The organism is Phaeobacter gallaeciensis (genome assembly GCF_001678945.1).
Classification (GTDB): Bacteria; Pseudomonadota; Alphaproteobacteria; order Rhodobacterales; family Rhodobacteraceae; genus Phycobacter; species Phycobacter gallaeciensis_A.
Genome location: NZ_CP015124.1, coordinates 2,584,061 through 2,605,315, shown reverse-complemented (window position 1 = coordinate 2,605,315; position 21,255 = coordinate 2,584,061). Strand labels below are relative to the sequence as shown.

The window sequence follows — 21,255 nt, the reverse complement described above, 5'->3', positions numbered from 1 at the left end:
ACTGCAACAACAGCGGAACGATTTTGGCACATGGCGGTGACGCGCGGGGCTTTAGCTGCCATTTGTTGCGCAATCGGGACCGCAAAGGCCGATCGCCCTTGATTTCGGCGCCTGCCTATTGCACCACCCTGATAATACACCTGTTCAGGCGACCCAATGAAAGATCAGACAAGCTCCACCGCCGACAGGGAAAACGGCGCCCGCAGCCCCCGGGTCATGCTCTACAGTCATGACACCTTCGGGCTGGGCCACCTGCGCAGATCGCGGGCGCTTGCCGGGGCGATTACCGCCGCCGATCCTTCTGCGTCGGCGCTGATCCTGACCGGTTCACCGGTTGCCGGGCGGTTTGCCTTTCCCAGCCGGGTCGATCACATGCGCCTGCCCGGGGTGATCAAACGCTCCGACGGCAGCTATGCTTCGCGCACCATGGGTATGAGCATCGAGGAAACCACCGAGATGCGCGCCGGGTTGATCCGCTCCATGGCGCAGCAATACGATCCCGACGTGCTGATCGTCGACAAGGAGCCAACCGGTTTCCGCGGCGAGCTGATGCCCGCGCTGGAGTGCCTGCGCAGCCGTGGCCATTGCAAGCTGGTGCTGGGCCTGCGCGATGTTCTGGACGAACCCGAGGTGCTGGCCGCCGAATGGGAACGCAAGAACGCGGTTCCGGTGACCGAACAGTTTTACGACGAAATCTGGGTCTATGGCCTCAGCTCGGTCTATGACCCCACGCAGGGGCTGGATCTGTCGCCCGAGGCCCGCGCCCGCATGCACTGGACCGGCTACCTGCGCCGCGATCTGGGCCAGATCGGTGAGCCGCCCGAACAGCCCTATATCCTGATCACCCCCGGCGGTGGTGGCGACGGGGCGATGATGGTGGATCTGGTGCTTTCGGCCTATGAACGGGACCCAAACCTCAGCCCGCGTGCCGTGCTGGTCTATGGCCCCTTCCTGTCCGGAGAAACCCGCGAGGCGTTTGAGGCCCGCGTTGCCGCGCTGGATGGCCGCGTCACCAGCGTTGGTTTCGAAAGCCGGATCGAAACGCTGTTTGCAGGCGCCTGCGGCGTGGTTTGCATGGGCGGCTACAACACCTTCTGCGAGGTCCTGTCCTTTGACAAACCTGCGGTAATCGTGCCCCGTACCACGCCGCGTCTGGAACAGTGGATCCGCGCCAGCCGCGCCGAGGAACTGGGCCTTGTTTCCATGCTGGACGAAGACCGCGATGGCTGGACCCCCGAGGCGATGATCCGCGCGATAGACGCGTTGAAGGATCAAAACCCCCCCTCTGCCGCTTTTGGCGAAGGGTTCCTCGACGGGCTCGATTATGTCACCCACCGGGTGAGCGCCCTGCTGCAGGACGCGCCGCGAAAGGCAACCGAATGACCACAAACCGGCCACCGCTTGCGGTGCTGGTCAAGGGCTGGCCGCGCCTGTCCGAGACCTTTATCGCGCAAGAACTTGTCGCGTTGGAGGCCGCGGGCCACAGTTTCGAGATCTGGTCCCTGCGCCATCCCACCGATGTCAAACGCCACCCGCTGCACGACCGCTTGCAGGCGCAGGTGAACTACCTTCCCGAATACCTCTTTCAGGAGCCGGAGCGCGTCTGGCGCGCCCGCGAGACGGCGCAAAAGCTGCCGGGCTACGCCGAGGCCCGGCGGATCTGGCGCGCCGACTTGCGCCGCGACCCCAGCCGCAACCGCATCCGCCGCTTTGGCCAAGCCTGCGTGCTGGCCACTGAAATGCCGGACGCGGTTCTGGGGCTTTATGCCCATTTCCTACACACGCCGTCCTCGGTGGCGCGCTATGCGGCGATCATGCGTGGCCTGCCGTGGAGCTTTTCCGCCCATGCCAAGGACATCTGGACCTCGCCCGACTGGGAGATCCGTGAAAAACTGTCCAGCAACGATCACGGCGCCACATTCGGCGCCACCTGCACCGCATTCGGCGCCAAACACCTGCAAGAGATGTCGGACGATCCCGCCCGCATCGATCTGATCTATCACGGCCTCGACCTCAGCCGCTTTCCCGCCCCGCCCGAGCGCATCTGGCGCAAGGCCAGCGATCCGCTGTACCTGATGTCCGTGGGCCGCCTGGTCGAGAAAAAGGGATTTGACCGGCTGATCGCCGCGCTGGCACTGCTGCCCAAGGATCTGGACTGGCACTGGACCCATATCGGCGGTGGCGGCCTTGGCGATCTGTTGCAGGGCATCGCCGAGGACGCGGGCGTTGCTGATCGCATCACCTGGCGCGGTGCCTGCGACCAGCCCGAGGTGATCGAGGCGATGCGCCAGAGCGATATCTTCGTCCTGCCCAGCCGCGTTGCTGCAGATGGTGACCGCGACGGGCTGCCGAACGTGCTGATGGAAGCCGCCTCGCAGCGGCTGCCGATCCTGTCGACGCCCGTCTCTGCCATCCCCGAATTCATCGACAGCGGCACCCATGGTCTGCTCAGCGATGATGCGCCCGCAGCGCTGGCAGGCGCCATCTGCAAGATGGCCGAGGATCCAGAGAAGACCGCCGCCATGGCCGAAGCCGCGCTCCAGCGCCTGCGCCGTGACTTTGGCATGGATCCGGGCATTGCCCGCCTTTCCGAACGGCTCAACGCCATGCTGAATGGCGCATGACCAGCGGCAACGGCAAACACATCGCCTTTTATGCGCCGATGAAATCGCCGCGCAGCCCGGTGCCCTCGGGCGACCGGGAAGTGGCCCGCAACCTGATGGATGTGATTGCCGCAGGCGGCGCCCGCGTCGATCTGGTTAGCGAGCTGCGCATCTATGACAAGACAGGCGATGCGCAGCGGCAGAACGACCTGCAAGAGACCGCCCGGCAAGAGGTTCGTCGCCTGCTGGACGAGATGCCGCCCGTGGATCTCTGGGTAACCTACCACAACTACTACAAGGCACCGGACCTGATCGGGCCTGCCGTGGCCCACGCCCGTTCCATTCCCTATGTGCAGATCGAAAGCACCCGCGCCACCAGCCGCCTGACGGGCCCCTGGGCCGGGTTTGCCAAGGCCGCCCATGACGCTGCCGATGCGGCCGATACCATCTTCTATTTCACTGCCAACGACCTGATCACGCTGGAGCGCGAGCGCTTTGGCAGCCAGGCGCTGGTGCATCTGCCGCCCTTCCTGCCGCAACGCGAACTGCCGGAGCCATCGACGCTGGACGGTCCCATGCTCAGCGTCGGCATGATGCGCGCGGGGGACAAGCTGTCGTCGTATCGTATCATTGCGGAAACGCTCAGCCATCTTGAGGGCGACTGGCAGCTTGAGATCGCAGGCGATGGCCCCGCCCGGGCCGAGGTCGAGGCGATGATGGCGCCCTTTGGCGACCGTGTGCAGTTTCTGGGACAGCTGGATCGCGACGGCCTGACAGCTGCCTATGGGCGCGCCAGCCTGTTCTTCTGGCCTGGCGTCAACGAGGCCTTCGGCATGGCCTATCTTGAGGCACAGGCGCACGGCCTGCCCGTGGTGGCGCAGGATCGTCCCGGCATGCGCGACGTGCTCACCCCTGCCGCATACCCGGCACCGGAAGAGGGGCCAGAGGCGCTGGCAGAGCAGATCAACGCCCTGCTGACCGATCCCGATCTGCGCACCCGCCGCAGCGCCGAGGCGCGCCAGATGATTGCCACAACCCACCTTGCCCCCGCCGCAAGCGCCCGTTTCTGGGCCGCCGTGGCCCCGCTGATGGAGGCCCATCCATGATCCGTCTTGCCCTTTTGCGCCATGGACATACCGACTGGAACCGCGCGGGCCGCATTCAGGGCCGCAGCGATATTGCGCTGGATGATACCGCCCGCAGCGAGCTGACCGCGCAGGCATTGCCAGCGCCCTGGGATGCGGCGGATCTGTGGTCCAGCCCGCTGCTGCGCGCCGCCGAAACCGCGAAACTGGTGGCCGGGCGTGATCCCCAAACGGCGCCCGAGCTGATTGAAATGGACTGGGGCGACTGGGAAGGTCTGCGCGGGATCGACCTCAAGGCCGACCCGAAAAGCGGCTTTCGCGATATCGAGCACTGGGGCTGGGACTACCGCCCCCCCGGCGGCGAGACCCCGGCCGAGGTCTGGGAACGTATCGCGCCCTGGCTGCAACGCCTCACCCGGGACACGGTCGCGGTCTGCCATATCGGGATCATGCGGATGATCCTGGCGCGCGCTTATGGCTGGGACTTCGACGGTCCGGCGCCCTTCCGGATCAAACGCAACCGCCTCTTCGTGGTGGAGATCGACGGCGACGCCCTGCGCCCGCAGCCGGATCCCATCCGCCTGATCCCGAAAGAGCCGCAATGAGGGTCCTGATCGCAGTCACCCATCTACTGGGCACCGGCCATCTGTCACGGGCGCTGACGCTGGGCCGGGCCTTTGCGGCGGCAGGCCATCAGGTCCGCGTGGCCTCGGGTGGATTTCCGGCACCGCAGCTGAGCCTTGCGGGGCTGGATCTGGTGCAACTGCCTCCGCTGCGCTCGGACGGGGTGGATTTCACCCGGCTTCTGACAGCCGAGGGCACCGTGGCGGATGACGCCTATCACAACGCCCGGCAACAGGCCTTGAGCGACGCCCTGCGCGAAATGCAGCCCGATGTGCTGATCACTGAGCTTTACCCCTTTGGCCGCCGCAGCCTGAAGGGAGAGTTTCTGTCACTGCTGAAGGCCGCCCACGCCCTGCCGCACCGGCCCGTAGTGCTGGCCTCGATCCGCGATATCCTGGCCCCGCCCTCCAAGCCCAAAAAGGCGGTAGAGGCAGACGCGGTGATCGCGGAGTTCTACGATGCAGTGCTGGTGCATTCCGACCCCGCCGCCACCCGGCTGGATATCAGCTGGCCGGTCTCGGAGATGCTGGCGGGCAAGCTGCGCTATACCGGTTACGTGGCGCCTCCAGCCGCCCTTCCGCACCCCCAACAGGCAGGCGCGGGTGAGGTGCTGGTCAGCGCCGGCGGCGGCAGCGTTGGCGATGCTCTATATGACACCGCGCTGGAGGCCGCGCAGCAGTCGCCCGATATCACGTGGCGGCTTTTGGTCGGCGGCAGCGACGCGGCAGAACGGATCGCGCGGTTCACTGCCAAAACCTCCCGCGCCATCATCGAAGCCGCCCGCCCCGATTTCCGTCAGATGCTGTGCCACGCCGCCGCCTCGGTCAGCATGTGCGGCTACAACACCGCGCTGGACCTGCTGCAGGCGGGTAGCCCCGCCGTTCTTGTGCCCTTTGATGCGGGCAAGGAAGTGGAGCAATCCCTGCGCGCCGAGAGCCTTGCACCGCTAAGTGGCATCGCCGTGCTGAAGACCGCCGATCTGACGCCAAGCGCGCTGGTACAGGCGGTGAAAGGCGTGATGGCCGAGGCGCCGCGCGCCACCGACCGCTTCCGGTTTGACGGCGCCGCCAGAACGGTAGAGATTGCTGCCGAACTGGCAGGAGACCGTCGATGACCCCGGCAATCACCCCGGATTGGAGCGCGCTGGATCAGGAGCTTGAGGCCTGGCAGCAGGCCGGATTGCAGCTCCCCCTGTGGTGGCGCGATGATGACGCCACCGAGGTCACGCCGCAACTACAGCAGCTGACCGAAACCGCGCAGCGGCTGGGTCTGCCGGTGCATCTGGCGATCATCCCACGGGACGCCCAGCCGGAACTGGCCGCGCATATGCAGAACACGACTGATCTGATCCCCGTGGTGCATGGCTGGGCTCATAAAAGCCACGCCCCGGAGGGCGAGAAAAAGGCCGAGTTCGGCGCCCACCGTCCGGTGCAGGATATGCTGGGCGAGGCCGAAGCCGGGTTGGAGCGGCTGAAGAGCTTTTTCGGATCCGGCCTGCGCCCAATGTTCGTGCCGCCCTGGAACCGCATCGCGCCCGAGATCCTGCCCTGGATGGCGGGTCTTGGCTATTGCGCCCTGTCGACCTTTACCCTGCGCTCCCGGACCAAGGCCGCGCCGGGTCTGGTGCAGATCAACACGCATCTGGACCCGATCGACTGGAAGGGCAGCCGGTCATTGCTGCCCGAGGCGCAGCTGATCGCGCAGGTCGCATCGCAGCTGAAAGACCGCCGTCAGGGCCGCGCCGACACCCGCGAACCCTATGGCATCCTGACCCACCATCTGGTGCATGACGACCGGATCTGGGGGTTTACCGAAACTTTGATTGCACGTCTTCTGGCCGGGCCCGCCATGGCCTGGACCTATGACGAAAGGATTTCCTGAATGAGCCGACTGGATTCGATGCTGCGCCGCCTGACCGCGCAACGGGACGGGCTGAACTGGGCCGCTGAGCAGATCACGGATGTTCCCGGCGACGCGCTGGACATGGGGTTGGGCAACGGACGCACCTATGACCACCTGCGCGAGATCCTGCCGGATCGCCGTATCTGGGTGATCGACCGGGTGCTGCAATGCCACCCTTCCTGCGTGCCGCCCGAAAAGGATTTCCTGCAAGGCGAAGCCGAGCCGATGCTGCAGCGCCTTGCGACTGAGGGCCACAAGATCGTGCTGGCGCACTATGATTTCGGCTTTGGCGTCAAGGAAAAGGACGTCGCCGAGGCCGCCACCATGTCGCCGGTCATCGCCTCCGTCATGGCGCCGGGCGGTATCATCGTCTCGGGCCAGCCTCTGGTGGGTTTTGAGGAGCTGGACGGCCCAGAAGGCATCCCCGAAGGCCGCTACATGTTCTACCGCGCCTGACGCGCCGCCCAACGACATATTAGGAAACGAAAGGCCCCGATGCGCTTTGCGCCGGGGCCTTTATGCATGAATCTGAGTTGTTTTTCAGGCCACCCGCTGGCCCCGGGAATAGACTCCCTGCAGCGCAGGCACACCAGCACGCATGGCAAAGCGGATCAGATCCGCGCGTTTGCCGATCTCCAGCAGCCCGCGATCCTCAAGGCCAACCGCCTTGGCCGGGGCGCTGGTGACGGTGGCGAGCCCCCGCGCCATGTCGCCCCAGATCTCTCCCAGACGCGCCGCTGCCAGCAAGAGCGCCGCCGGCACATAATCGGACGACACGATATCCAGAAGGTCCAGCTCGGCCAGCTCCTGCGCCGCCACATTGCCCGAATGCGAGCCGCCGCGGATCAGATTCGGCGCCCCCATCATCACCTGGATGTCATGAGCATGGCAGGCACGGGCGGCCTCCACCGTGGTGGGGAACTCGGCCAGACGGATACCGTGACCGGCCGAGACCGCCACCTGATCCTCGGTGGTGTCGTCATGGCTGGCCAGCACCGCGCCAAACCGCTGCGCGGCCTTTACCGCCTCGACCTCGTGCAGGTCGCCATAGGTGTCGCGCATGGTCTTGAGGTTGGCGACATGCTGCAGGAAGGCATCATCATCGAAGCCATGCTTGCCCTTCACATAGGCCTCGAGTTTCGAGATATCGCGGAACTGGCGCTGCCCCGGCGTGTGGTCCATCAGCGAGACCAGACCGACGCGGTCCTCATCCGTGAACTCGTTCAGCTCGTCCACTAGTGTCTCCGAACAGACCTCGGCCCGCAGGTGCAGGAAATGGCTGATCTTCAGCGCATCCTTGCCGCGCAACTCCAAGAGTTCAGAGGCAAGACTACGGGCGTATTGACCATATCGCGCCTCCTTGCTCTTGATCGAACCGACCCGCAATGCGTCAAAGACCGTGGTGATCCCGGTGCCCGCCAGCTCCGCATCATGAGCGATGATCGCGGCGGCATGGGGCCAGTCCACCTTGGGACGGGGCTGGATGTGACGTTCCAGATTGTCGGTGTGCAGCTCGATCAGGCCGGGGCTGACAAAATCGCCGCCGCAATCCACTGCGCCCGCCGGAACACCGGTGCCTCCGGCAATATCCGTGATTTCCCCATCTGTGATCTTGATGCTGCCGGTGCGGGTTTCGCCGGGCAGGACAAGGGTGGCATTGGCAAGGATCATCTCTTGTGTCATCTGGATTTCACATCTTTCGAGCTATGGAGAAGGCCACGTTTAGGAGGCCAAAGTGACATTCACGCGATACGCGATCTATTTTGCGCCGCCCCATGGGGCGGATTGGAGCCAGTTTGGGGCCAGCTGGCTGGGCTGGGACATGGAGGTCGGGGCCGATGTGGCGCACCCGGAGATCGAAGGGCTGGACGTTGCCGCGATCACCGCGACGCCGCGCAAATATGGCCTGCATGCAACCATGAAGCCGCCGATGCGGCTGGCGGAGGGGTGTTCCCTGGCCGATCTGGAGGCTGCCTGCGCCACGCTGGCCGCCACACAGGCGCCTGTCGCGCTGGACGGGTTGCAGCTGGCGCGGCTGGGCCGGTTCCTGGCGCTGCGCCCCTTGGGCGATGAAAGAGCGCTCAATGCGCTGGCGGCGGCCTGTGTCACGGAACTGGACGCCTTTCGCGCCCCCGGGCCCGAGGCGGAGCTTGCCCGCCGTCGTGCGAACGGGCTCAGCCCCGAACAGGAGCAGAACCTCCTGAACTGGGGCTACCCTTACGTGCTGGATCAGTTCCGGTTTCACATCACCCTGACCGGCAAATTGCCCAAGCCCGAGCTGCCCGGCGTTGAGGCTGCATTGCAGGCGCATCTGATGCCGCTGGTGCCAGCGCCCTTCGTGATCAAGGATCTGGCGCTGATGGGCGAGGACGCTGAGGGGAAGTTTCACCTGATCCACCGCTACACCCTGACCGGCTGAAGGACTCTCAGCGCGGTGGTCACCGCCGCGCTGAGATCGCCGCTGTTGTCAATCTCGTGCACCTCGGCCAGCCCCGCAGGCAGCGGTTTCACCGCGCGGGCAAGCCGACGCTGCACCTCGGCGGCATCCTCGCGCCCGCGCGCCGCCAGACGGGCGGCGAGCACCTCGGGGCGGGCGGTGACGGACAGGATGCGGAAATCGTCAAAGGCGTCCTGCGCCTCCAGCAGCACCCCGCGCGAAAGGTTCACCAGAACGGCCGTAGCCCCGACGCGCAGAGACTCGATCTCTTTGGGGATGCCATAGTGCAGCCCATGGGCAGGCCAATGGAGGGCAAAGGCGCCCTTGCCTGCCAGATCCAGAAACGCGGCTTCGGTCACCGGGGTGTAATCCTCCCCCCCGGCCTCGGGCGCGCGGGTGATCACGCGGCGCATCAATTTTATGCCGGGATCGGCCTGCCGCAGCCCCTCCATCAGGCTGTCCTTGCCCACGCCTGAGGGGCCGACAACGGCAATCACCGGCCCCTTTTGCGCACCCATGCTCATGCGGCGGCCCTTGGGGTAAAACCCGAAACATCGACGAAGCGGTCGCAGACCTGTTCGCGCGCGGCCTCGTCATGGAAGATCCCGACAATGGCCGCGCCGCGCGCCTTGGCCCCTTCGATAAGGCCCAGCACCGTGGCCCGGTTCTGCGCATCAAGGCTGGCGGTTGGTTCATCCAGCAAAAGCGCCGGATAGTCATAGGCAAAACCGCGCGCGATATTCACCCGCTGCTGCTCCCCGCCGGAGAAGGTCGTGGGGCTGAGGCTCCAGAGCCGGTCCGGGATATTTAGGCCCGTCAAGAGCTGCGCCGCCTTTTCGCGTGCCTCTTCAATGGGGGTGCCCACCGAAAGCAGTGGCTCTGCCACCACATCCAGCGCGGGCACACGCGGCACCACACGCAGGAACTGGCTGACATAGCCCAGCGTCTTGCGGCGCAACTCAAGGATCTCGCGTGGCTCGGCCTGTGCCACGTCGGTGCCGCCCACCAGAATGCTGCCGCTGGCTGCGAGGTAGTTGCCGTAAATGAGCCGCATCAGGGTCGATTTCCCGGCCCCCGAGGCCCCCACCAGCCCGACGCATTCGCCGGGTTTGACGGAAAGCGTTGCTCCCTCCATCACCGGGATCACCGCGCTGCCCTGATTGTGCAGGGTGAAGCTTTTGCTGACGTTTTGGAGTTCGATCATCACTTTACCCTCACGCCTGCAACACGCTGGAGACCAGCAGCTGCGTATAGCCATGTTGCGGATCGTCCAGCACCTGATCGGTGAGACCCGTTTCCACCACGTGACCGTCCTTCATTACCATCAGCCGGTCCGCCAGAAGCCGCACCACCGCCAGATCGTGGGTGACGATAATGGCGCTGAGCCCCATCTCGCGCACGAGGCCCCGCAACAGATCCAGCAGACGCGCCTGCACCGAGACATCGAGGCCGCCGGTAGGTTCATCCATGAACACCAGCCTTGGCCCGGTCACCAGGTTGCGGGCGATCTGGAGCCGCTGCTGCATGCCGCCGGAAAAGGCCGAGGGGCGGTCGTCGATGCGGGCATCGGAAATCTCCACCCGGCCCAGCCAGTCGGCGGCGCGGGCGCGGATACCACCATAGTGACGGTCGCCAACGGCCATCAACCGCTCACCGATGTTGCCACCGGCTGAGACCGACATGCGCAAGCCATCGCGGGCGTGCTGGTGGACAAAGGCCCAGTCGGTACGCCCCAGCATCCGCCGCGCGGGTTCCGACATGGTGACCGTATCCACCGGCCCGTCAGCGCGGGTGTCAAACACGACCTCTCCCCGATCCGGCGCAAGGTGCCCGGCAAGGCAGTTCAATAGGGTGGACTTGCCCGAGCCGCTTTCGCCGACGATGCCCATCACCTCACCAGGGTAAAGATCAAAGCTCACATCCGTGCAGCCGATCCGCGCTCCATACATCTTGGCGACGTCTTTCACTTGCAGCAAAGGGGTCATGCCGCGGCCTCCTCTCCCAGGCGGCCCACATGGCCTGCCTCGCGCCGCGAACGGCAGTAGTCGGTGTCCGAGCAGACAAACATCCGGTTGCCCGCATCATCGAGGATCACCTCGTCGAGATAGCTGTCCTCTGCCGCACAAAGGTCGCAGGGATGATCGGCCTTGCTGGCCTCGAAAGGATAATCCTCGAAATCGAGGCTCACGACCTTTGTGTAGGGTGGCACCGCGTAGATGCGCTGCTCGCGGCCTGCACCGAACAGCTGGATCGCCGCCATCTCCATCTTGGGGTTGTCGAATTTCGGGATCGGCGAGGGGTCCATCACGTAGCGATCCGACACCTTCACCGGATATGCATAGGAGGTCGCGATAGCGCCGTGCTGGCTGATGTCCTCGTAAAGTTTCACATGCATGAGACCATATTCTTGCAGGGCGTGCATCTTGCGAGTCTCGGTCTCGCGCGGCTCAAGAAAGCGCAAAGGCTCCGGGATCGGCACCTGATAGACAAGGATCTGATCCTCACTCAGCTCCGCCTCGGGGATGCGGTGGCGGGTCTGGATAACGCTCGCCTTTTCGGTTTCCTCGGTGGTGGCGACGCCTGCGGTGCGTTCAAAGAACTTGCGGATCGACACCGCGTTGGTGGTGTCATCGGCGCCCTGATCGATCACCTTGAAGGTATCCTCGGGCGTCAGCGTCGCCGCCGAGACCTGCACGCCGCCGGTGCCCCAGCCATAGGGCATGGGCATTTCGCGGCTGGCAAAGGGCACCTGATAGCCCGGCACGGCAAGACCTTTGAGGATCGCCCGGCGGATCATCCGCTTGGTCTGCTCGTCGAGGTATGCAAAGTTATAGTCAGACATGGTTTTCTCCATTTCCTGACGAGGTTTCAAAATGGGCGCGGTCATCTTCTTGGCAACAGTGCTGACCCTCAGTGTGGCGTACAGCATCTGGGATTTCCGACGATCCTCCCGAAGAAGAAAAACACTTCGCCAAGATGACGGTGGAACCTGGGTCTGGATTGACCATAAAGGCCGGGAATGTCGATCGGACACTCACCCGGATTCCCCCGGAGGTGAGTGGCACTCGGACGGTGGAGGCGGAGATGGAGGGGACGGAGGCGGTGGGGATTGAATCGCCGCGCCTTGCAAGCAATTTCCCCGGTACAATCTCCTTCAATTCGGTCCTGTGTTGCACGGCGCTCATTCCGCCGCCTCCCGTGCAGCCATCTGCTCCACCGCCTCGGCGGCTTCACGGCGCAGCTTGCGCACCAGTTCCAGTTCGGACTGGAAATCGACGTAATGGGGCAGCTTGATATGTTCGAGGAACCCGGTCGCCTGGATATTGTCGCTATGGCTCAGCACGAATTCCTCGTCCTGCGCGGCAGCGCCCAGATTGTCCTCGCCCAACTCCTTCCAGCGCAGCGCGCGATCCACCAGCGCCATGGCGATGGATTTTCGCTCTGACTGGCCGAACACCAGACCATAGCCACGGGTGAACTGCGGCGGCACGGTCTTGGAGCCTTTGAACTGGTTCACCGTCTCGCACTCGGTCAACTCCACCTCGCCGATCTCGATGGCAAATCCCAGCTCCGGGATCTCCATCTCCACCGCCACGGTGCCGATGCGCAATTCACCAACAAAAGCGTGGTTGCGCGCATATCCGCGCTGGGTGGAGTAAGCCATGCCAAGGATGAACCCCTCATCCCCGCGCGTCAGCGATTGCAGCCTGACCGATCGGTCAGCGGGAAAGGCCATCGGTTCGCGCGTCAGGTCTCCGGGCTGGGCCTCTGAGCTCGGTTCACGCTCGATGATGCCCTCGCCTTGCAGGAACTCGGTGATATGGGGCGTCGGTTCGGTCCGGGGCGTTGCAGCGGGGGCTTCCGGCACCTCGCCCTCGGCGGCCAGTTTGAAGTCGAGCAAGCGATGCGTGTAGTCGAAGGTCGGCCCCAGCACCTGCCCGCCCGGCGCATCCTTGAAGGTCGCCGAAATCCGCCGGTCGCAGGCCATAGCGCCGGTGTCCACCGGCAGCGTATAGCCAAAGCGCGGCAGGGTGGTGCGATAGGCGCGGATCAGAAATATCGCCTCGATCAGATCGCCGCGCGACTGTTTGATCGCCAGCGCCGCCAGATCGGGATCGAACAGCGATCCTTCGGCCATCACCCGGTTCACCGCCAGAGCCAGCTGTTCGCGGATCTGCGCCAGTGACAACTCGGCTACCGAAGCATCGCCGCGACGCTCCTCCGCCAGCCAGGCATGGGCATTGTCGATGGCGCGCTCGCCACCCTTTACGGCTACATACATGGCTCAGGCCTCCGCACGGATCTGGGTCGAGCGCGGCAGCGCCGCCACCTGAGAGCCAGTGGTGAAAAAGAAATCGACGCCGAGCGGATAAAGCATCGCATTGCCCGCACAGGCCACCGGATCCGGTAGGGCCATCTGCGCCGTGTCCTTGATACCGGGACCGCTGAGCGTGGCATTGGGCGCATCAAATCCCGCGACCTCGACAATCAGGGTGGTCGAGCGGTCCGGGTACTCCGCCGTTCCGATGGGAAAGCGGTCCAGTGGCACAAGGGCGTCCCAGCCGCCAAGGGCAAAATCCGCCTGCTCCGCACTGACAATCGGCGCGCCGGTATGGAAGGTCAGCCAGCCACGCAGGGCCGCGCTGTCCACATCAGGCGCCAGAAAGACGCCGGTTTCGGGATCGCAAAGCGTCAGCAGCAGGCTGCCCGCCGCATGGGAAATCCCCTCGGGCGGGATAGCGCCCGTGATCTTTTGCACCGTGCCGGGCCGCGCCATCGCATTCATCGCCGCACGAAAGGCATGGGCCGAGGCGACTGGCGGGTTGGCAAACCCACCCGCATAGACCGTGTTGTCCGTCATCTGGTTCATCAGTCCTCTCCCCGCACCATGGTGAAGAAATCGACCTTGGTCGCAGCCGCCTTTGAGGCACGCGCCTCTTTGGCGGACGCCCGCTCTTGCTCCAGCGGGGTCAGAACCGTCGCGCGCAACGCCTCGGCCGCATCGGTCTGCATCAATGCGTCGATCTTGGCGGCCATCTCGGCCTTGGCCTTGGACCGGCCCTGCACGTAGCCGTGGCCAACCGTGCCATCGGCCAGCGACAGGGCGCAGCGGGTGACGGTCATCTCACCGAGGTTGAAGGGCGCGCCGCTGCCGCCCATACGGCCCCGGACCATCACGCCGCCCGCCTCAGGCGCGCGCAGCCAGTCAAAGGCAGGCTCATGATCAAAGGCGCGCCAAAGCTCGTCAAGCCGGGCATCGTCAGCCGAGGCCAGAAGACCCATCCAGGCCTTGCGATCTCTTGTGCGATCCTCTGCGGAAATTGTGGTGTTCATCGTGTCAAAGCCTCTTGGCCGGGTTGTCTACATAAACTATACAACTAGACAAATCATAGGTGACTCGCCTGCAAGGGCGCAAGCCAATCCTTGTGAAAGTTTGATGACATGGCCCGAACCCCGGTCTGGAAATCCATCGCAGGCACATTGACCGACGATATCGCCCAGGGGCGCTATGATACCGGCGACAAGCTACCAGCAGAGGCGCAGCTGGCGGCGCGGTTCGGCGTTAACCGCCACACGGTGCGCCGCGCTCTGGCGGAAATGGCCGCAGGAGGTCTGGTGCATGCACGGCGCGGCGCCGGGGTGTTTGTTGCCGCCAAACCGACGGATTACCCGATTGGCAAACGGGTGCGTTTTCACCAGAACATCTCGAAAGGCGGGCAGACACCGGCGAAACAGATCCTGACCACCGAAACCCGCGCAGCCTCCGCTGGCGAAGCCGCCGCGCTGGCGCTGCCCCCCGGCGATCCGGTGCATGTCTACGACGGGTTGTCGCTGGCAGATGGGCAGCCGATTGCCCTGTTCCAAAGCATCTTTCCAGCCAAACGGTTCCCCGAGATGCTCACGGCGCTGGAAGAGACACAATCCGTCACTGCCGCGCTGCAACGCTGCGGCATCGAAGACTATACCCGCAGCGAGACCCGCATCACCGCCCGCCAGGCGACAGCAACACAGGCGCTGCACCTGCGCGTCCCCGAAGGCGCCCCGATCCTGCGCACCACGGGCATCAACGTAGACGCAAAGGGTATCCCCATCGAATACGGCCGCACCTGGTTTGCAGGCGACAGGGTGACCCTGACCGTCGGCGGCGACGAATAGAAAGCTCTCGCCCATCAAAGCACTTCTGACGATGGCCCTTTCCCGTTGGGCCCAGCGCTACCTGCCGAAAAGCCGTTCGCCAAATCCGGGTCAAGGGCCGCGCAAGCGGCCGTGCGCATGCACGGTTCACCCTTGAGGCGGAGTTGGCGGACTGGACACTCGATATGGCGCATCAGGGCAAACCTGCCCCTGAGGCGCCTCTCAGCAAAGGAAAAGCGCCGCGCAAAGCGCGGCGCCTGGCCCAACCGGGACAACGCATTTTCAAATGCGGCGCCACGGGCGGGAGATCCCCGCGCCGTGGCTCACGCAAGACTTACTGTTTGGCGTTGAACACGAACAGGGTCTCACCGTTGATCTTGTAATCGTTGATCAACGCCTTGGCCTTGTCCGACACCAGCCAGCCTTCCAGCTTCATCGCCAGATCGTTCTTGGCATGCGTGTGTTTCTCCGGGTTCACCGGCAGATAGGCGTATTGGTTGAACAGCACCGGATCACCCGAGAACAATAGCGCCAGATCCCCCTTGTTGCCAAAGTTCAGCCAGCTGGCACGGTCGGCCATGATATAAGCATTCATCCCCGCTGCCGTGTTGAGCGCCGACCCCATGCCAGCCCCCACTGCGCGGTACCAGTCGCCAAAGCTCCCGGCGTCCAGACCGGCAGCCGCCCAGAGGCTCAGCTCTTTCTTGTGGGTGCCACTGTCATCGCCGCGACTGACAAACAGCGCCTCTGCACCTGCAACCTTCTGCAGGGCATCAACTGCGGTTTCCGCATCCGCAATCCCGGCGCCATCGGTCTTGGGTCCGATAAAGACGAAATCATTGTACATGATCTCGCGGCGATGGGTGCCGTTACCCCCAGCGAGAAAACGCTCTTCGGCCTTTTTCGAATGCACCAGGATCGCATCCACATCGCCCGCTTCGCCCAGGCGGATCGCCTGACCGGTGCCAACGACCAGAAGCTGCACGTCCAGATCCAGATCCTTCTTGATCTCCGGCAGCAGGATCTCTGCCAGGCCGGAATTGTGGAACGAGGTGGTCACCGCCATCTTCATCTCTTCGGCAAAGGATGCGGTGGCCATGACGGCCGAGGCGACAACGCCCAACACCAGATGTTTCATTCTACTATATCTCCTCTCAAGAATGCTTGCCCCTGCGGGGTTTGAGGCCCGGCAAAAAACGCTTCGGCCGGAGCGAACTCGTGAATGCGGCCGCCAATGATGAGGATCACCTCATCCGCCAGCCGCTGCGCCTGACCCATGTTGTGGGTCGACATGATCAGGCGAGTGCCGCTTTGGGCCGCCTCGGTCAGGATCTCTTCGATTTCCCGCGTCGCCCGTCCATCAAGCGAGGCGCAGGGTTCGTCCAGAAACAGCACTTCCGGATCCCGGATCAGCGCCCGGGCCAGCGCCAGCTTTTGCCGCTCACCACCCGAAAGCAGCACCGCGGGCCGCTCCAGCGCATCGCCCAGATCGATCCGCCGCGCCCAGTCCGCAGCACGGGCTCGGGCCTCCTTGCGTGGTACCCCGATCAGGCGCAGGGGGTAGGCGATGTTTTCCACCACGGACCGGCGCATCATCACCGGTGTCTGAAACACAAAGGCCTGACGCTTTTCCGCCTCCGCCCTGGGGCAAGCCCAGGTCAGGCTACCGCCATTGAGACGTACGACACCGTGCAGCATTTTCAGAAACGAGGTCTTGCCGGCTCCGTTCGGCCCCACCACGATAGTCGCTCCCACGCCTTCCAGCGTCAGGTCCACCGGGCCAACCAGCACCTTGCCACGCCTGCGCACCACGCCCTGATCCACGGTCAGCGGGAACATCTGCATCACCAGCGTCCCCCGCGTTCGGTATGGCCAATCCAGTGGATCGACAGGTTGACGGCAATCGCCATGCCAATCAGCACAAAGCCAAGGCCCAGAGCCATTGCAAATTCCCCCTTGCCGGTTTCCAGCGCGATCGCGGTGGTCAGCACCCGGGTGGCATGGTCGATATTGCCGCCGACCACCATGATGGCGCCGACTTCTCCGATGGCCCGGCCAAACCCGGCCAGCGCCGCTGTCAGCAGCGCCCGCCGCCCATCCCACAACAACGCCCGGATCCGCTGACCCTGGGTGGTATTCAGTGAAATCAGCAGATCGTGGTAATCGCTCCACAGCTCGCGCAGGGACTGATGCGCGATCGAGGCCACCAGCGGCACGATGATGATCACCTGAGCGATCACCATCGCCGAGGGCGTGAACAACAGCCCCAGCACCCCCAGCGGCCCGGACCGCGACAGGAAGACATAGACAATCAGGCCGACCACCACCGGCGGCAGCCCCATCAGCGCATTGAGCACCGCAATCGTCGGACGGCGCAGGCGAAACCGGCGGACAGCCAGCAAGGCCGCCAATGGCAAGGCGATGGCAGAGGCGATGGCAAGGGCGGTCAAAGTGACCCTGAGAGAGCGCAAAGTGATCTCGACCAGATCAGGATCCAGCATCACCACCAGCCAGAACGCCTGGCTCAGACCGTCCCACAGATCAGACATGACGCTTGATTTTCCCCCCGATGGCTTAGGGTTACAGGCCTGTTTCCCTCAGCTTTCCCCAGTGTCAAAACACAGGAAAGCACCCCGAAACAGAAAAAAATGCAGCCGCCCCTGAAAAAGGACAATTTGTCCACTATATCGATGAGTGACTGCGCATCGCCGGACAGAAAGATGCCCAACGCCCGCGCTTGATCCGGGGAACAGATCTTCTATCGCCGGGTTTACAAACCCGCGGAGCAAGAGATTCTTGGCCTTCCGGCCACCCCAACAGCAGCCCCGGCGCAGCAGCGACCAGCCTGCGGCCTTTTCGCACCATTACTTGCGCGCGGCATGTGAACGTGAAAGAAGACCGACCCAAAGTGCCCACCACAGTTCCGCAAGGGCGCGTTTTCGAGGAAATGCCATGTTCGATCTGCAAACCATGCGCGATCAACTCGCCAGCACCTATGATCTGGCGCCCAACCCCGATCTGGCCGAACAGATGTCAGATCTGTACCAGACCATGGACCGCGTGGTGAACCCGGTCGACTGGGCGCGCTATGCGCCCTATGTCGCGGCGATCAACGCGCTGAAGAAAGAACGCGGCGCGGTCATTTTGGCCCACAACTACATGACGCCGGAGATCTATCACGGCGTTGCGGATTTCGTCGGCGACAGCCTGCAGCTGGCCATCGAAGCCGCCCGCGTCGAAGCGGATGTGATCGTGCAATGCGGCGTGCATTTCATGGCCGAGACCTCCAAGATCCTTTCTCCTGAGAAAACCGTGCTGATGCCCGATATGGCGGCAGGCTGTTCGCTGGCCGAAAGCATCACCGCCGCGGGCGTGGAAGAGATGCGCCGCAAATATCCCGGCGCGCCGGTTGTAACTTACGTGAACACCACCGCCGAGGTGAAAGCCGCCTCCGACATCTGCTGCACCTCCTCCAATGCAGCGCAGATCGTCGCCGCGATGGACAGCGACACCGTCATCATGACGCCGGACAAATACCTGGCGCAGAACGTGGCGAACCAGGTGCCGCAGAAGAATATCGTCTGGTGGGACGGTTCCTGCATCGTGCACGAACAATACACCGCCAAGGACCTGCGCGAATTCCGCGAGTGGAACCCCGGCACCCGACTGATCGCCCACCCCGAATGCCCCCCCGATGTGGTGGCCGAGGCGGATTTCTCCGGCTCCACCAGCGGCATCATCAAATATGTGACGGACGAAAAACCGGAAAAGGCGATGCTGATCACCGAATGTTCGATGGCCTCGAACATCGCGGATGAGCTGCCCGAGGTGGATTTCGTCGGCCCCTGCAACATGTGCCCCTACATGAAGATGATCACGCTGGAGAAAATCCTGTGGTCGCTGCACACCATGTCCGAACCGGTCGAGGTTGACCCTCAGGTCGCGGACAAGGCGCGGCTTGCAGTGCAGCGGATGATCGATCTCAGCCAGAAACTGGGCATCTGACCGGTGACAGAGGCCAGCACCGGGCGCATTGACACCGGCCGCATCGTCATCGTCGGCGCCGGTCTGGGCGCGCTTTACGCGGCGCTGGAACTGGCGCCGCGGCCAGTGCTGATGATCTCTCCTGAAACGGTTGGTCAGGGTGCAAGTTCTGCCTGGGCGCAGGGCGGTGTTGCCGCCGCCATGGATCAAAGCGACAGCCCCGAAGCCCATGCCGCCGATACCCGGACCGCTGGCGCGGGCACTGTCGATCCAAAGGTGGCCGCCATGGTCACCCGCGTTGCGCGCGAGCATATCCTCGACCTGACCGATCTTGGCACGCCCTTTGACCGCGACGCCGCGGGCAACTACGTGATGAGCCGCGAAGCCGCCCATTCCGCCGCCCGCGTGGTGCGCGTGAAGGGCGACCGGGCCGGGGCGCAGATCATGGAAACCCTGATCGCCGCCGTGCGCGCCGCCCCTTCGGTGCAGGTGCTGGAGAACACCCAGGCCGTCCGGCTGGAGGTAGACGGCGATACCGTTACCGGAGTCTGGATCTCGCAGGCCGATGCGCCGTCGGATCCCGTCCTGATCACTTGCCCCGGCGTTCTTCTGGCCGGGGGCGGCTCGGGCGGGCTTTATGCCCATACGACCAACCCGCCCCGCATTCGTGGGCAGGTTATCGGTCTTGCCGCCCGCGCGGGCGTGCGTATCGCCGACCCTGAATTCGTGCAATTCCACCCCACCGCCTTTGATATCGGTGAAGACCCGGCGCCCTTGGCGACCGAGGCCCTGCGCGGCGATGGCGCAGTGCTCCTGAACAACAAGGGCGAACGCTTCATGCTGACGGTCCACCCGGACGCCGAGCTGGCCCCGCGCGATATCGTGGCCCGCGCCATCTTTGCCGAGACCCAAGCCGGGCGCCGACCGGTTCTGGACACCCGGCAGGCCCTTGGCGCCGAGGTTGCAACCCGCTTTCCCACCGTCGCCGAAACCTGCGCCCGCGCCGGGATCGACCCTGTGACCCAGCCGATCCCCGTGGCCGTCGCCGCCCACTACCACATGGGCGGGGTGGACACCGACATGCAGGGGCGTGCCAGCCTTGGCCATTTGTGGGTCTGCGGCGAAGCTTCCTCGACCGGGTTGCACGGTGCCAACCGGCTGGCCTCCAATGGATTGCTGGAGGCACTGGTCTTTGCCCGCACCGCCGCGGCCGATATGAAGGATCTGCCGCAAAAGGGCGATCTGTCGGAGGTCGCGATCACCTTTGCCCCGGATGGTCACGAAACAGATCCCAGCGCCGTTCAGACCCTGCGGGAGACCATGACCGCCAATGTCGGCGTACGTCGCACCGAGGACGGCCTCAAGACGGCGCTTGTCACCATTGCCCGGCTGGAGGCAGAGAACGCGAAGGATGAACCCTTCGTCAACATGTGCGCCACCGCCACCCTGATCGCCGCCGCCGCCCTGATGCGCCGCGAAAGCCGGGGCGGGCATTACCGCGATGATTTCCCCGAGGCCGATCCCGCACAGGCCCATCGCACCCATATCACCCTGACCGAGGCCCTTGCCCTGCGCGACCGGATCGCGGGCGAGAGCGCAAAGGAGCCCACATGAGTACCGCCTTCGCCACCCTGCCCGACCTGATCCTGGAACCGATGGTGCGCGCCGCCCTGCACGAGGATCTGGGCCAGAACGGCGATATAACCACCCGCGCGGTGATCCCGGCGGATGTGACCTATTCCGCCCGGCTGAACGCCCGCGAAACAGGCATCGTGTCGGGGATGCAGATCGCCCGCATCGCCTTTCATCTGGTGGATGCGGGACTGAAGGTGGAAACCCTGCTGCCAGACGGAAGCCCCTGCAAACCCGGCGATACGCTGATGACCATCGAAGGCTCGGCTGCCTCGATCCTGTCGGGGGAACGGGTGGCGCTGAATTTCGCGGGACGGCTAACTGGGATCGCAACACTGACCCATTGTTTCGTGCGCGAAACAACTGGAACGGACACCCGCATCACCTGCACCCGCAAGACCACGCCGGGCCTGCGCATCGCGGAAAAGCAGGCGGTTTTGCACGGCGGTGGCTACAACCACCGCTTTGGCCTGTCGGATGCGATCCTGATCAAGGACAACCACATCGCTGCCGCCGGAGGCATTACTGCCGTGCTGGAGGCCGCAAAGGCCAGCGTCAGCCACATGATGAAGGTGGAGATCGAGGTCGACACGCTGTCCCAGCTCGAAGAGGTGCTGAAGACCGGCGGCGCGGATGTGGTCCTGCTCGACAACATGGACACGCCGACGCTGGCAGAGGCCGTCAAGATGGCGCGCGGCCATCTGGTGACCGAGGCATCCGGCAACATGAAGCTGGAGCGCATTGCCGAGGTCGCCGCCACCGGAGTTGATTACATCTCCTCCGGCGCGCTGACCCATTCGGCGCCGACTCTGGACCTCGGCCTCGACTTCTGAACGCCGCGCTGACGGCTGCC

23 protein-coding genes are annotated in these 21,255 nt (G+C 64.4%); 12 read left to right on the top strand and 11 right to left on the bottom strand.

The window, feature by feature from the left end; translation table 11 throughout:
- The first annotated feature begins 156 nt into the window (after nucleotides 1-156).
- Genes JL2886_RS12395 through JL2886_RS12365 form a run of 7 tightly spaced genes read left to right on the top strand, consistent with a single transcriptional unit; the run spans nucleotide 157 to nucleotide 6,670 of the window.
- A complete protein-coding gene (locus JL2886_RS12395; RefSeq protein WP_237028367.1) occupies nucleotides 157-1,383 on the top strand; it encodes a glycosyltransferase family protein in 1,227 nt (408 codons plus the stop codon).
- On the top strand, nucleotides 1,380-2,624 hold the full coding sequence (locus JL2886_RS12390; RefSeq protein ID WP_065272290.1) for a glycosyltransferase family 4 protein: 1,245 nt from the start codon (nucleotides 1,380-1,382) through the stop codon (nucleotides 2,622-2,624). Before JL2886_RS12395 ends, JL2886_RS12390 begins: the two co-directional genes overlap by 4 nt.
- On the top strand, nucleotides 2,621-3,709 hold the full coding sequence (locus tag JL2886_RS12385; protein WP_065272289.1) for a glycosyltransferase family 4 protein: 1,089 nt from the start codon (nucleotides 2,621-2,623) through the stop codon (nucleotides 3,707-3,709). The genes JL2886_RS12390 and JL2886_RS12385 overlap by 4 nt, the downstream gene beginning before the upstream one ends.
- A complete protein-coding gene (locus JL2886_RS12380) occupies nucleotides 3,706-4,293 on the top strand; it encodes a histidine phosphatase family protein (protein WP_065272288.1) in 588 nt (195 codons plus the stop codon). The genes JL2886_RS12385 and JL2886_RS12380 overlap by 4 nt, the downstream gene beginning before the upstream one ends.
- The gene (locus JL2886_RS12375; protein WP_065272287.1) at nucleotides 4,290-5,426 is read left to right on the top strand and encodes a glycosyltransferase family protein; all 1,137 of its coding nucleotides are present in this window, start codon (nucleotides 4,290-4,292) and stop codon (nucleotides 5,424-5,426) included. Before JL2886_RS12380 ends, JL2886_RS12375 begins: the two co-directional genes overlap by 4 nt.
- 8 nt (nucleotides 5,427-5,434) lie before the next feature.
- Complete coding sequence (locus tag JL2886_RS12370) at nucleotides 5,435-6,193, top strand: polysaccharide deacetylase family protein (protein WP_065273678.1); 759 nt, start codon at nucleotides 5,435-5,437, stop codon at nucleotides 6,191-6,193.
- Entirely contained in the window at nucleotides 6,194-6,670 is a 477-nt protein-coding gene (locus JL2886_RS12365; RefSeq protein ID WP_065272286.1) for a class I SAM-dependent methyltransferase, read from the top strand.
- A gap of 84 nt (nucleotides 6,671-6,754) precedes the next feature.
- Here JL2886_RS12365 and JL2886_RS12360 read toward each other — a convergent pair whose 3' ends face one another.
- Entirely contained in the window at nucleotides 6,755-7,897 is a 1,143-nt protein-coding gene (locus JL2886_RS12360) for an alpha-D-ribose 1-methylphosphonate 5-triphosphate diphosphatase (RefSeq protein ID WP_065272285.1), read from the bottom strand.
- A 52-nt stretch (nucleotides 7,898-7,949) separates the two neighbouring features.
- On the opposite strand from JL2886_RS12360, the gene JL2886_RS12355 reads away from it, so the two are divergent.
- Nucleotides 7,950-8,633, top strand: coding sequence for a DUF1045 domain-containing protein (locus tag JL2886_RS12355; protein ID WP_065272284.1), 684 nt, complete (start codon nucleotides 7,950-7,952; stop codon nucleotides 8,631-8,633).
- Here JL2886_RS12355 and phnN read toward each other — a convergent pair.
- The 7 genes from phnN to phnG all read right to left on the bottom strand — a co-directional run bounded on the left by phnN (nucleotide 8,615) and on the right by phnG (nucleotide 13,985).
- Nucleotides 8,615-9,175 (bottom strand): phosphonate metabolism protein/1,5-bisphosphokinase (PRPP-forming) PhnN, encoded by a 561-nt coding sequence (gene phnN / locus JL2886_RS12350; protein WP_065272283.1) that lies wholly within the window; start codon nucleotides 9,173-9,175, stop codon nucleotides 8,615-8,617. The two genes, JL2886_RS12355 and phnN, sit on opposite strands and share 19 nt — an antisense overlap.
- The gene (phnL, locus tag JL2886_RS12345; RefSeq protein ID WP_065272282.1) at nucleotides 9,172-9,855 is read right to left on the bottom strand and encodes a phosphonate C-P lyase system protein PhnL; all 684 of its coding nucleotides are present in this window, start codon (nucleotides 9,853-9,855) and stop codon (nucleotides 9,172-9,174) included. Before phnL ends, phnN begins: the two co-directional genes overlap by 4 nt.
- Before the next feature lie 10 nt (nucleotides 9,856-9,865).
- On the bottom strand, nucleotides 9,866-10,636 hold the full coding sequence (gene phnK / locus JL2886_RS12340) for a phosphonate C-P lyase system protein PhnK (RefSeq protein ID WP_065272281.1): 771 nt from the start codon (nucleotides 10,634-10,636) through the stop codon (nucleotides 9,866-9,868).
- Nucleotides 10,633-11,493, bottom strand: a complete 861-nt coding sequence (locus tag JL2886_RS12335; RefSeq protein ID WP_065273677.1) for an alpha-D-ribose 1-methylphosphonate 5-phosphate C-P-lyase PhnJ — start codon at nucleotides 11,491-11,493, stop codon at nucleotides 10,633-10,635. The genes phnK and JL2886_RS12335 overlap by 4 nt, the downstream gene beginning before the upstream one ends.
- A 339-nt stretch (nucleotides 11,494-11,832) precedes the next feature.
- The gene (locus JL2886_RS12330; RefSeq protein ID WP_065272280.1) at nucleotides 11,833-12,933 is read right to left on the bottom strand and encodes a carbon-phosphorus lyase complex subunit PhnI; all 1,101 of its coding nucleotides are present in this window, start codon (nucleotides 12,931-12,933) and stop codon (nucleotides 11,833-11,835) included.
- 3 nt (nucleotides 12,934-12,936) lie between these two features.
- On the bottom strand, nucleotides 12,937-13,521 hold the full coding sequence (phnH, locus tag JL2886_RS12325; protein ID WP_065272279.1) for a phosphonate C-P lyase system protein PhnH: 585 nt from the start codon (nucleotides 13,519-13,521) through the stop codon (nucleotides 12,937-12,939).
- The gene (gene phnG / locus JL2886_RS12320; protein WP_065272278.1) at nucleotides 13,521-13,985 is read right to left on the bottom strand and encodes a phosphonate C-P lyase system protein PhnG; all 465 of its coding nucleotides are present in this window, start codon (nucleotides 13,983-13,985) and stop codon (nucleotides 13,521-13,523) included. The genes phnH and phnG overlap by 1 nt, the downstream gene beginning before the upstream one ends.
- A 108-nt stretch (nucleotides 13,986-14,093) precedes the next feature.
- Between phnG and phnF the strand changes: the two genes are divergently transcribed.
- Nucleotides 14,094-14,807 (top strand): phosphonate metabolism transcriptional regulator PhnF, encoded by a 714-nt coding sequence (phnF, locus tag JL2886_RS12315; RefSeq protein ID WP_065272277.1) that lies wholly within the window; start codon nucleotides 14,094-14,096, stop codon nucleotides 14,805-14,807.
- 313 nt (nucleotides 14,808-15,120) lie between these two features.
- Here the strand turns inward: phnF and JL2886_RS12310 are convergent, their stop codons facing one another.
- From JL2886_RS12310 to JL2886_RS12300, 3 genes are read right to left on the bottom strand one after another with little or no spacing between them, the layout of a single operon-like run.
- Nucleotides 15,121-15,924, bottom strand: coding sequence for a substrate-binding domain-containing protein (locus JL2886_RS12310; protein ID WP_065272276.1), 804 nt, complete (start codon nucleotides 15,922-15,924; stop codon nucleotides 15,121-15,123).
- On the bottom strand, nucleotides 15,921-16,631 hold the full coding sequence (locus JL2886_RS12305) for an ATP-binding cassette domain-containing protein (RefSeq protein WP_065272275.1): 711 nt from the start codon (nucleotides 16,629-16,631) through the stop codon (nucleotides 15,921-15,923). Before JL2886_RS12305 ends, JL2886_RS12310 begins: the two co-directional genes overlap by 4 nt.
- On the bottom strand, nucleotides 16,631-17,335 hold the full coding sequence (locus JL2886_RS12300) for an ABC transporter permease (RefSeq protein WP_065272274.1): 705 nt from the start codon (nucleotides 17,333-17,335) through the stop codon (nucleotides 16,631-16,633). The genes JL2886_RS12305 and JL2886_RS12300 overlap by 1 nt, the downstream gene beginning before the upstream one ends.
- A 403-nt stretch (nucleotides 17,336-17,738) precedes the next feature.
- On the opposite strand from JL2886_RS12300, the gene nadA reads away from it, so the two are divergent.
- From nadA to nadC, 3 genes are read left to right on the top strand one after another with little or no spacing between them, the layout of a single operon-like run.
- Nucleotides 17,739-18,791 (top strand): quinolinate synthase NadA, encoded by a 1,053-nt coding sequence (nadA, locus tag JL2886_RS12295; RefSeq protein ID WP_065272273.1) that lies wholly within the window; start codon nucleotides 17,739-17,741, stop codon nucleotides 18,789-18,791.
- A gap of 3 nt (nucleotides 18,792-18,794) precedes the next feature.
- Complete coding sequence (locus tag JL2886_RS12290; protein WP_065272272.1) at nucleotides 18,795-20,384, top strand: L-aspartate oxidase; 1,590 nt, start codon at nucleotides 18,795-18,797, stop codon at nucleotides 20,382-20,384.
- Nucleotides 20,381-21,235: a carboxylating nicotinate-nucleotide diphosphorylase gene (gene nadC / locus JL2886_RS12285; RefSeq protein WP_065272271.1), complete on the top strand. Its 855-nt coding sequence runs from the start codon at nucleotides 20,381-20,383 to the stop codon at nucleotides 21,233-21,235. The genes JL2886_RS12290 and nadC overlap by 4 nt, the downstream gene beginning before the upstream one ends.
- Nucleotides 21,236-21,255 lie beyond the last annotated feature (20 nt).

Bases quoted from the DNA above. Each gene is read 5' to 3' on its own strand.
- JL2886_RS12395 (WP_237028367.1), top strand. From the start codon at position 157: ATGAAAGATCAGACAAGCTCCACCGCCGACAGGGAAAACGGCGCCCGC.
- JL2886_RS12390 (WP_065272290.1), top strand. From the start codon at position 1,380: ATGACCACAAACCGGCCACCGCTTGCGGTGCTGGTCAAGGGCTGGCCG.
- JL2886_RS12385 (WP_065272289.1), top strand. From the start codon at position 2,621: ATGACCAGCGGCAACGGCAAACACATCGCCTTTTATGCGCCGATGAAA.
- JL2886_RS12380 (WP_065272288.1), top strand. From the start codon at position 3,706: ATGATCCGTCTTGCCCTTTTGCGCCATGGACATACCGACTGGAACCGC.
- JL2886_RS12375 (WP_065272287.1), top strand. From the start codon at position 4,290: ATGAGGGTCCTGATCGCAGTCACCCATCTACTGGGCACCGGCCATCTG.
- JL2886_RS12365 (WP_065272286.1), top strand. From the start codon at position 6,194: ATGAGCCGACTGGATTCGATGCTGCGCCGCCTGACCGCGCAACGGGAC.
- JL2886_RS12360 (WP_065272285.1), bottom strand. From the start codon at position 7,897: ATGACACAAGAGATGATCCTTGCCAATGCCACCCTTGTCCTGCCCGGC.
- phnN (WP_065272283.1), bottom strand. From the start codon at position 9,175: ATGAGCATGGGTGCGCAAAAGGGGCCGGTGATTGCCGTTGTCGGCCCC.
- phnL (WP_065272282.1), bottom strand. From the start codon at position 9,855: ATGATCGAACTCCAAAACGTCAGCAAAAGCTTCACCCTGCACAATCAG.
- phnK (WP_065272281.1), bottom strand. From the start codon at position 10,636: ATGACCCCTTTGCTGCAAGTGAAAGACGTCGCCAAGATGTATGGAGCG.
- JL2886_RS12335 (WP_065273677.1), bottom strand. From the start codon at position 11,493: ATGTCTGACTATAACTTTGCATACCTCGACGAGCAGACCAAGCGGATG.
- JL2886_RS12330 (WP_065272280.1), bottom strand. From the start codon at position 12,933: ATGTATGTAGCCGTAAAGGGTGGCGAGCGCGCCATCGACAATGCCCAT.
- phnH (WP_065272279.1), bottom strand. From the start codon at position 13,521: ATGAACCAGATGACGGACAACACGGTCTATGCGGGTGGGTTTGCCAAC.
- phnG (WP_065272278.1), bottom strand. From the start codon at position 13,985: ATGAACACCACAATTTCCGCAGAGGATCGCACAAGAGATCGCAAGGCC.
- phnF (WP_065272277.1), top strand. From the start codon at position 14,094: ATGGCCCGAACCCCGGTCTGGAAATCCATCGCAGGCACATTGACCGAC.
- JL2886_RS12310 (WP_065272276.1), bottom strand. From the start codon at position 15,924: ATGAAACATCTGGTGTTGGGCGTTGTCGCCTCGGCCGTCATGGCCACC.
- JL2886_RS12305 (WP_065272275.1), bottom strand. From the start codon at position 16,631: ATGCAGATGTTCCCGCTGACCGTGGATCAGGGCGTGGTGCGCAGGCGT.
- JL2886_RS12300 (WP_065272274.1), bottom strand. From the start codon at position 17,335: ATGTCTGATCTGTGGGACGGTCTGAGCCAGGCGTTCTGGCTGGTGGTG.
- nadA (WP_065272273.1), top strand. From the start codon at position 17,739: ATGTTCGATCTGCAAACCATGCGCGATCAACTCGCCAGCACCTATGAT.
- nadC (WP_065272271.1), top strand. From the start codon at position 20,381: ATGAGTACCGCCTTCGCCACCCTGCCCGACCTGATCCTGGAACCGATG.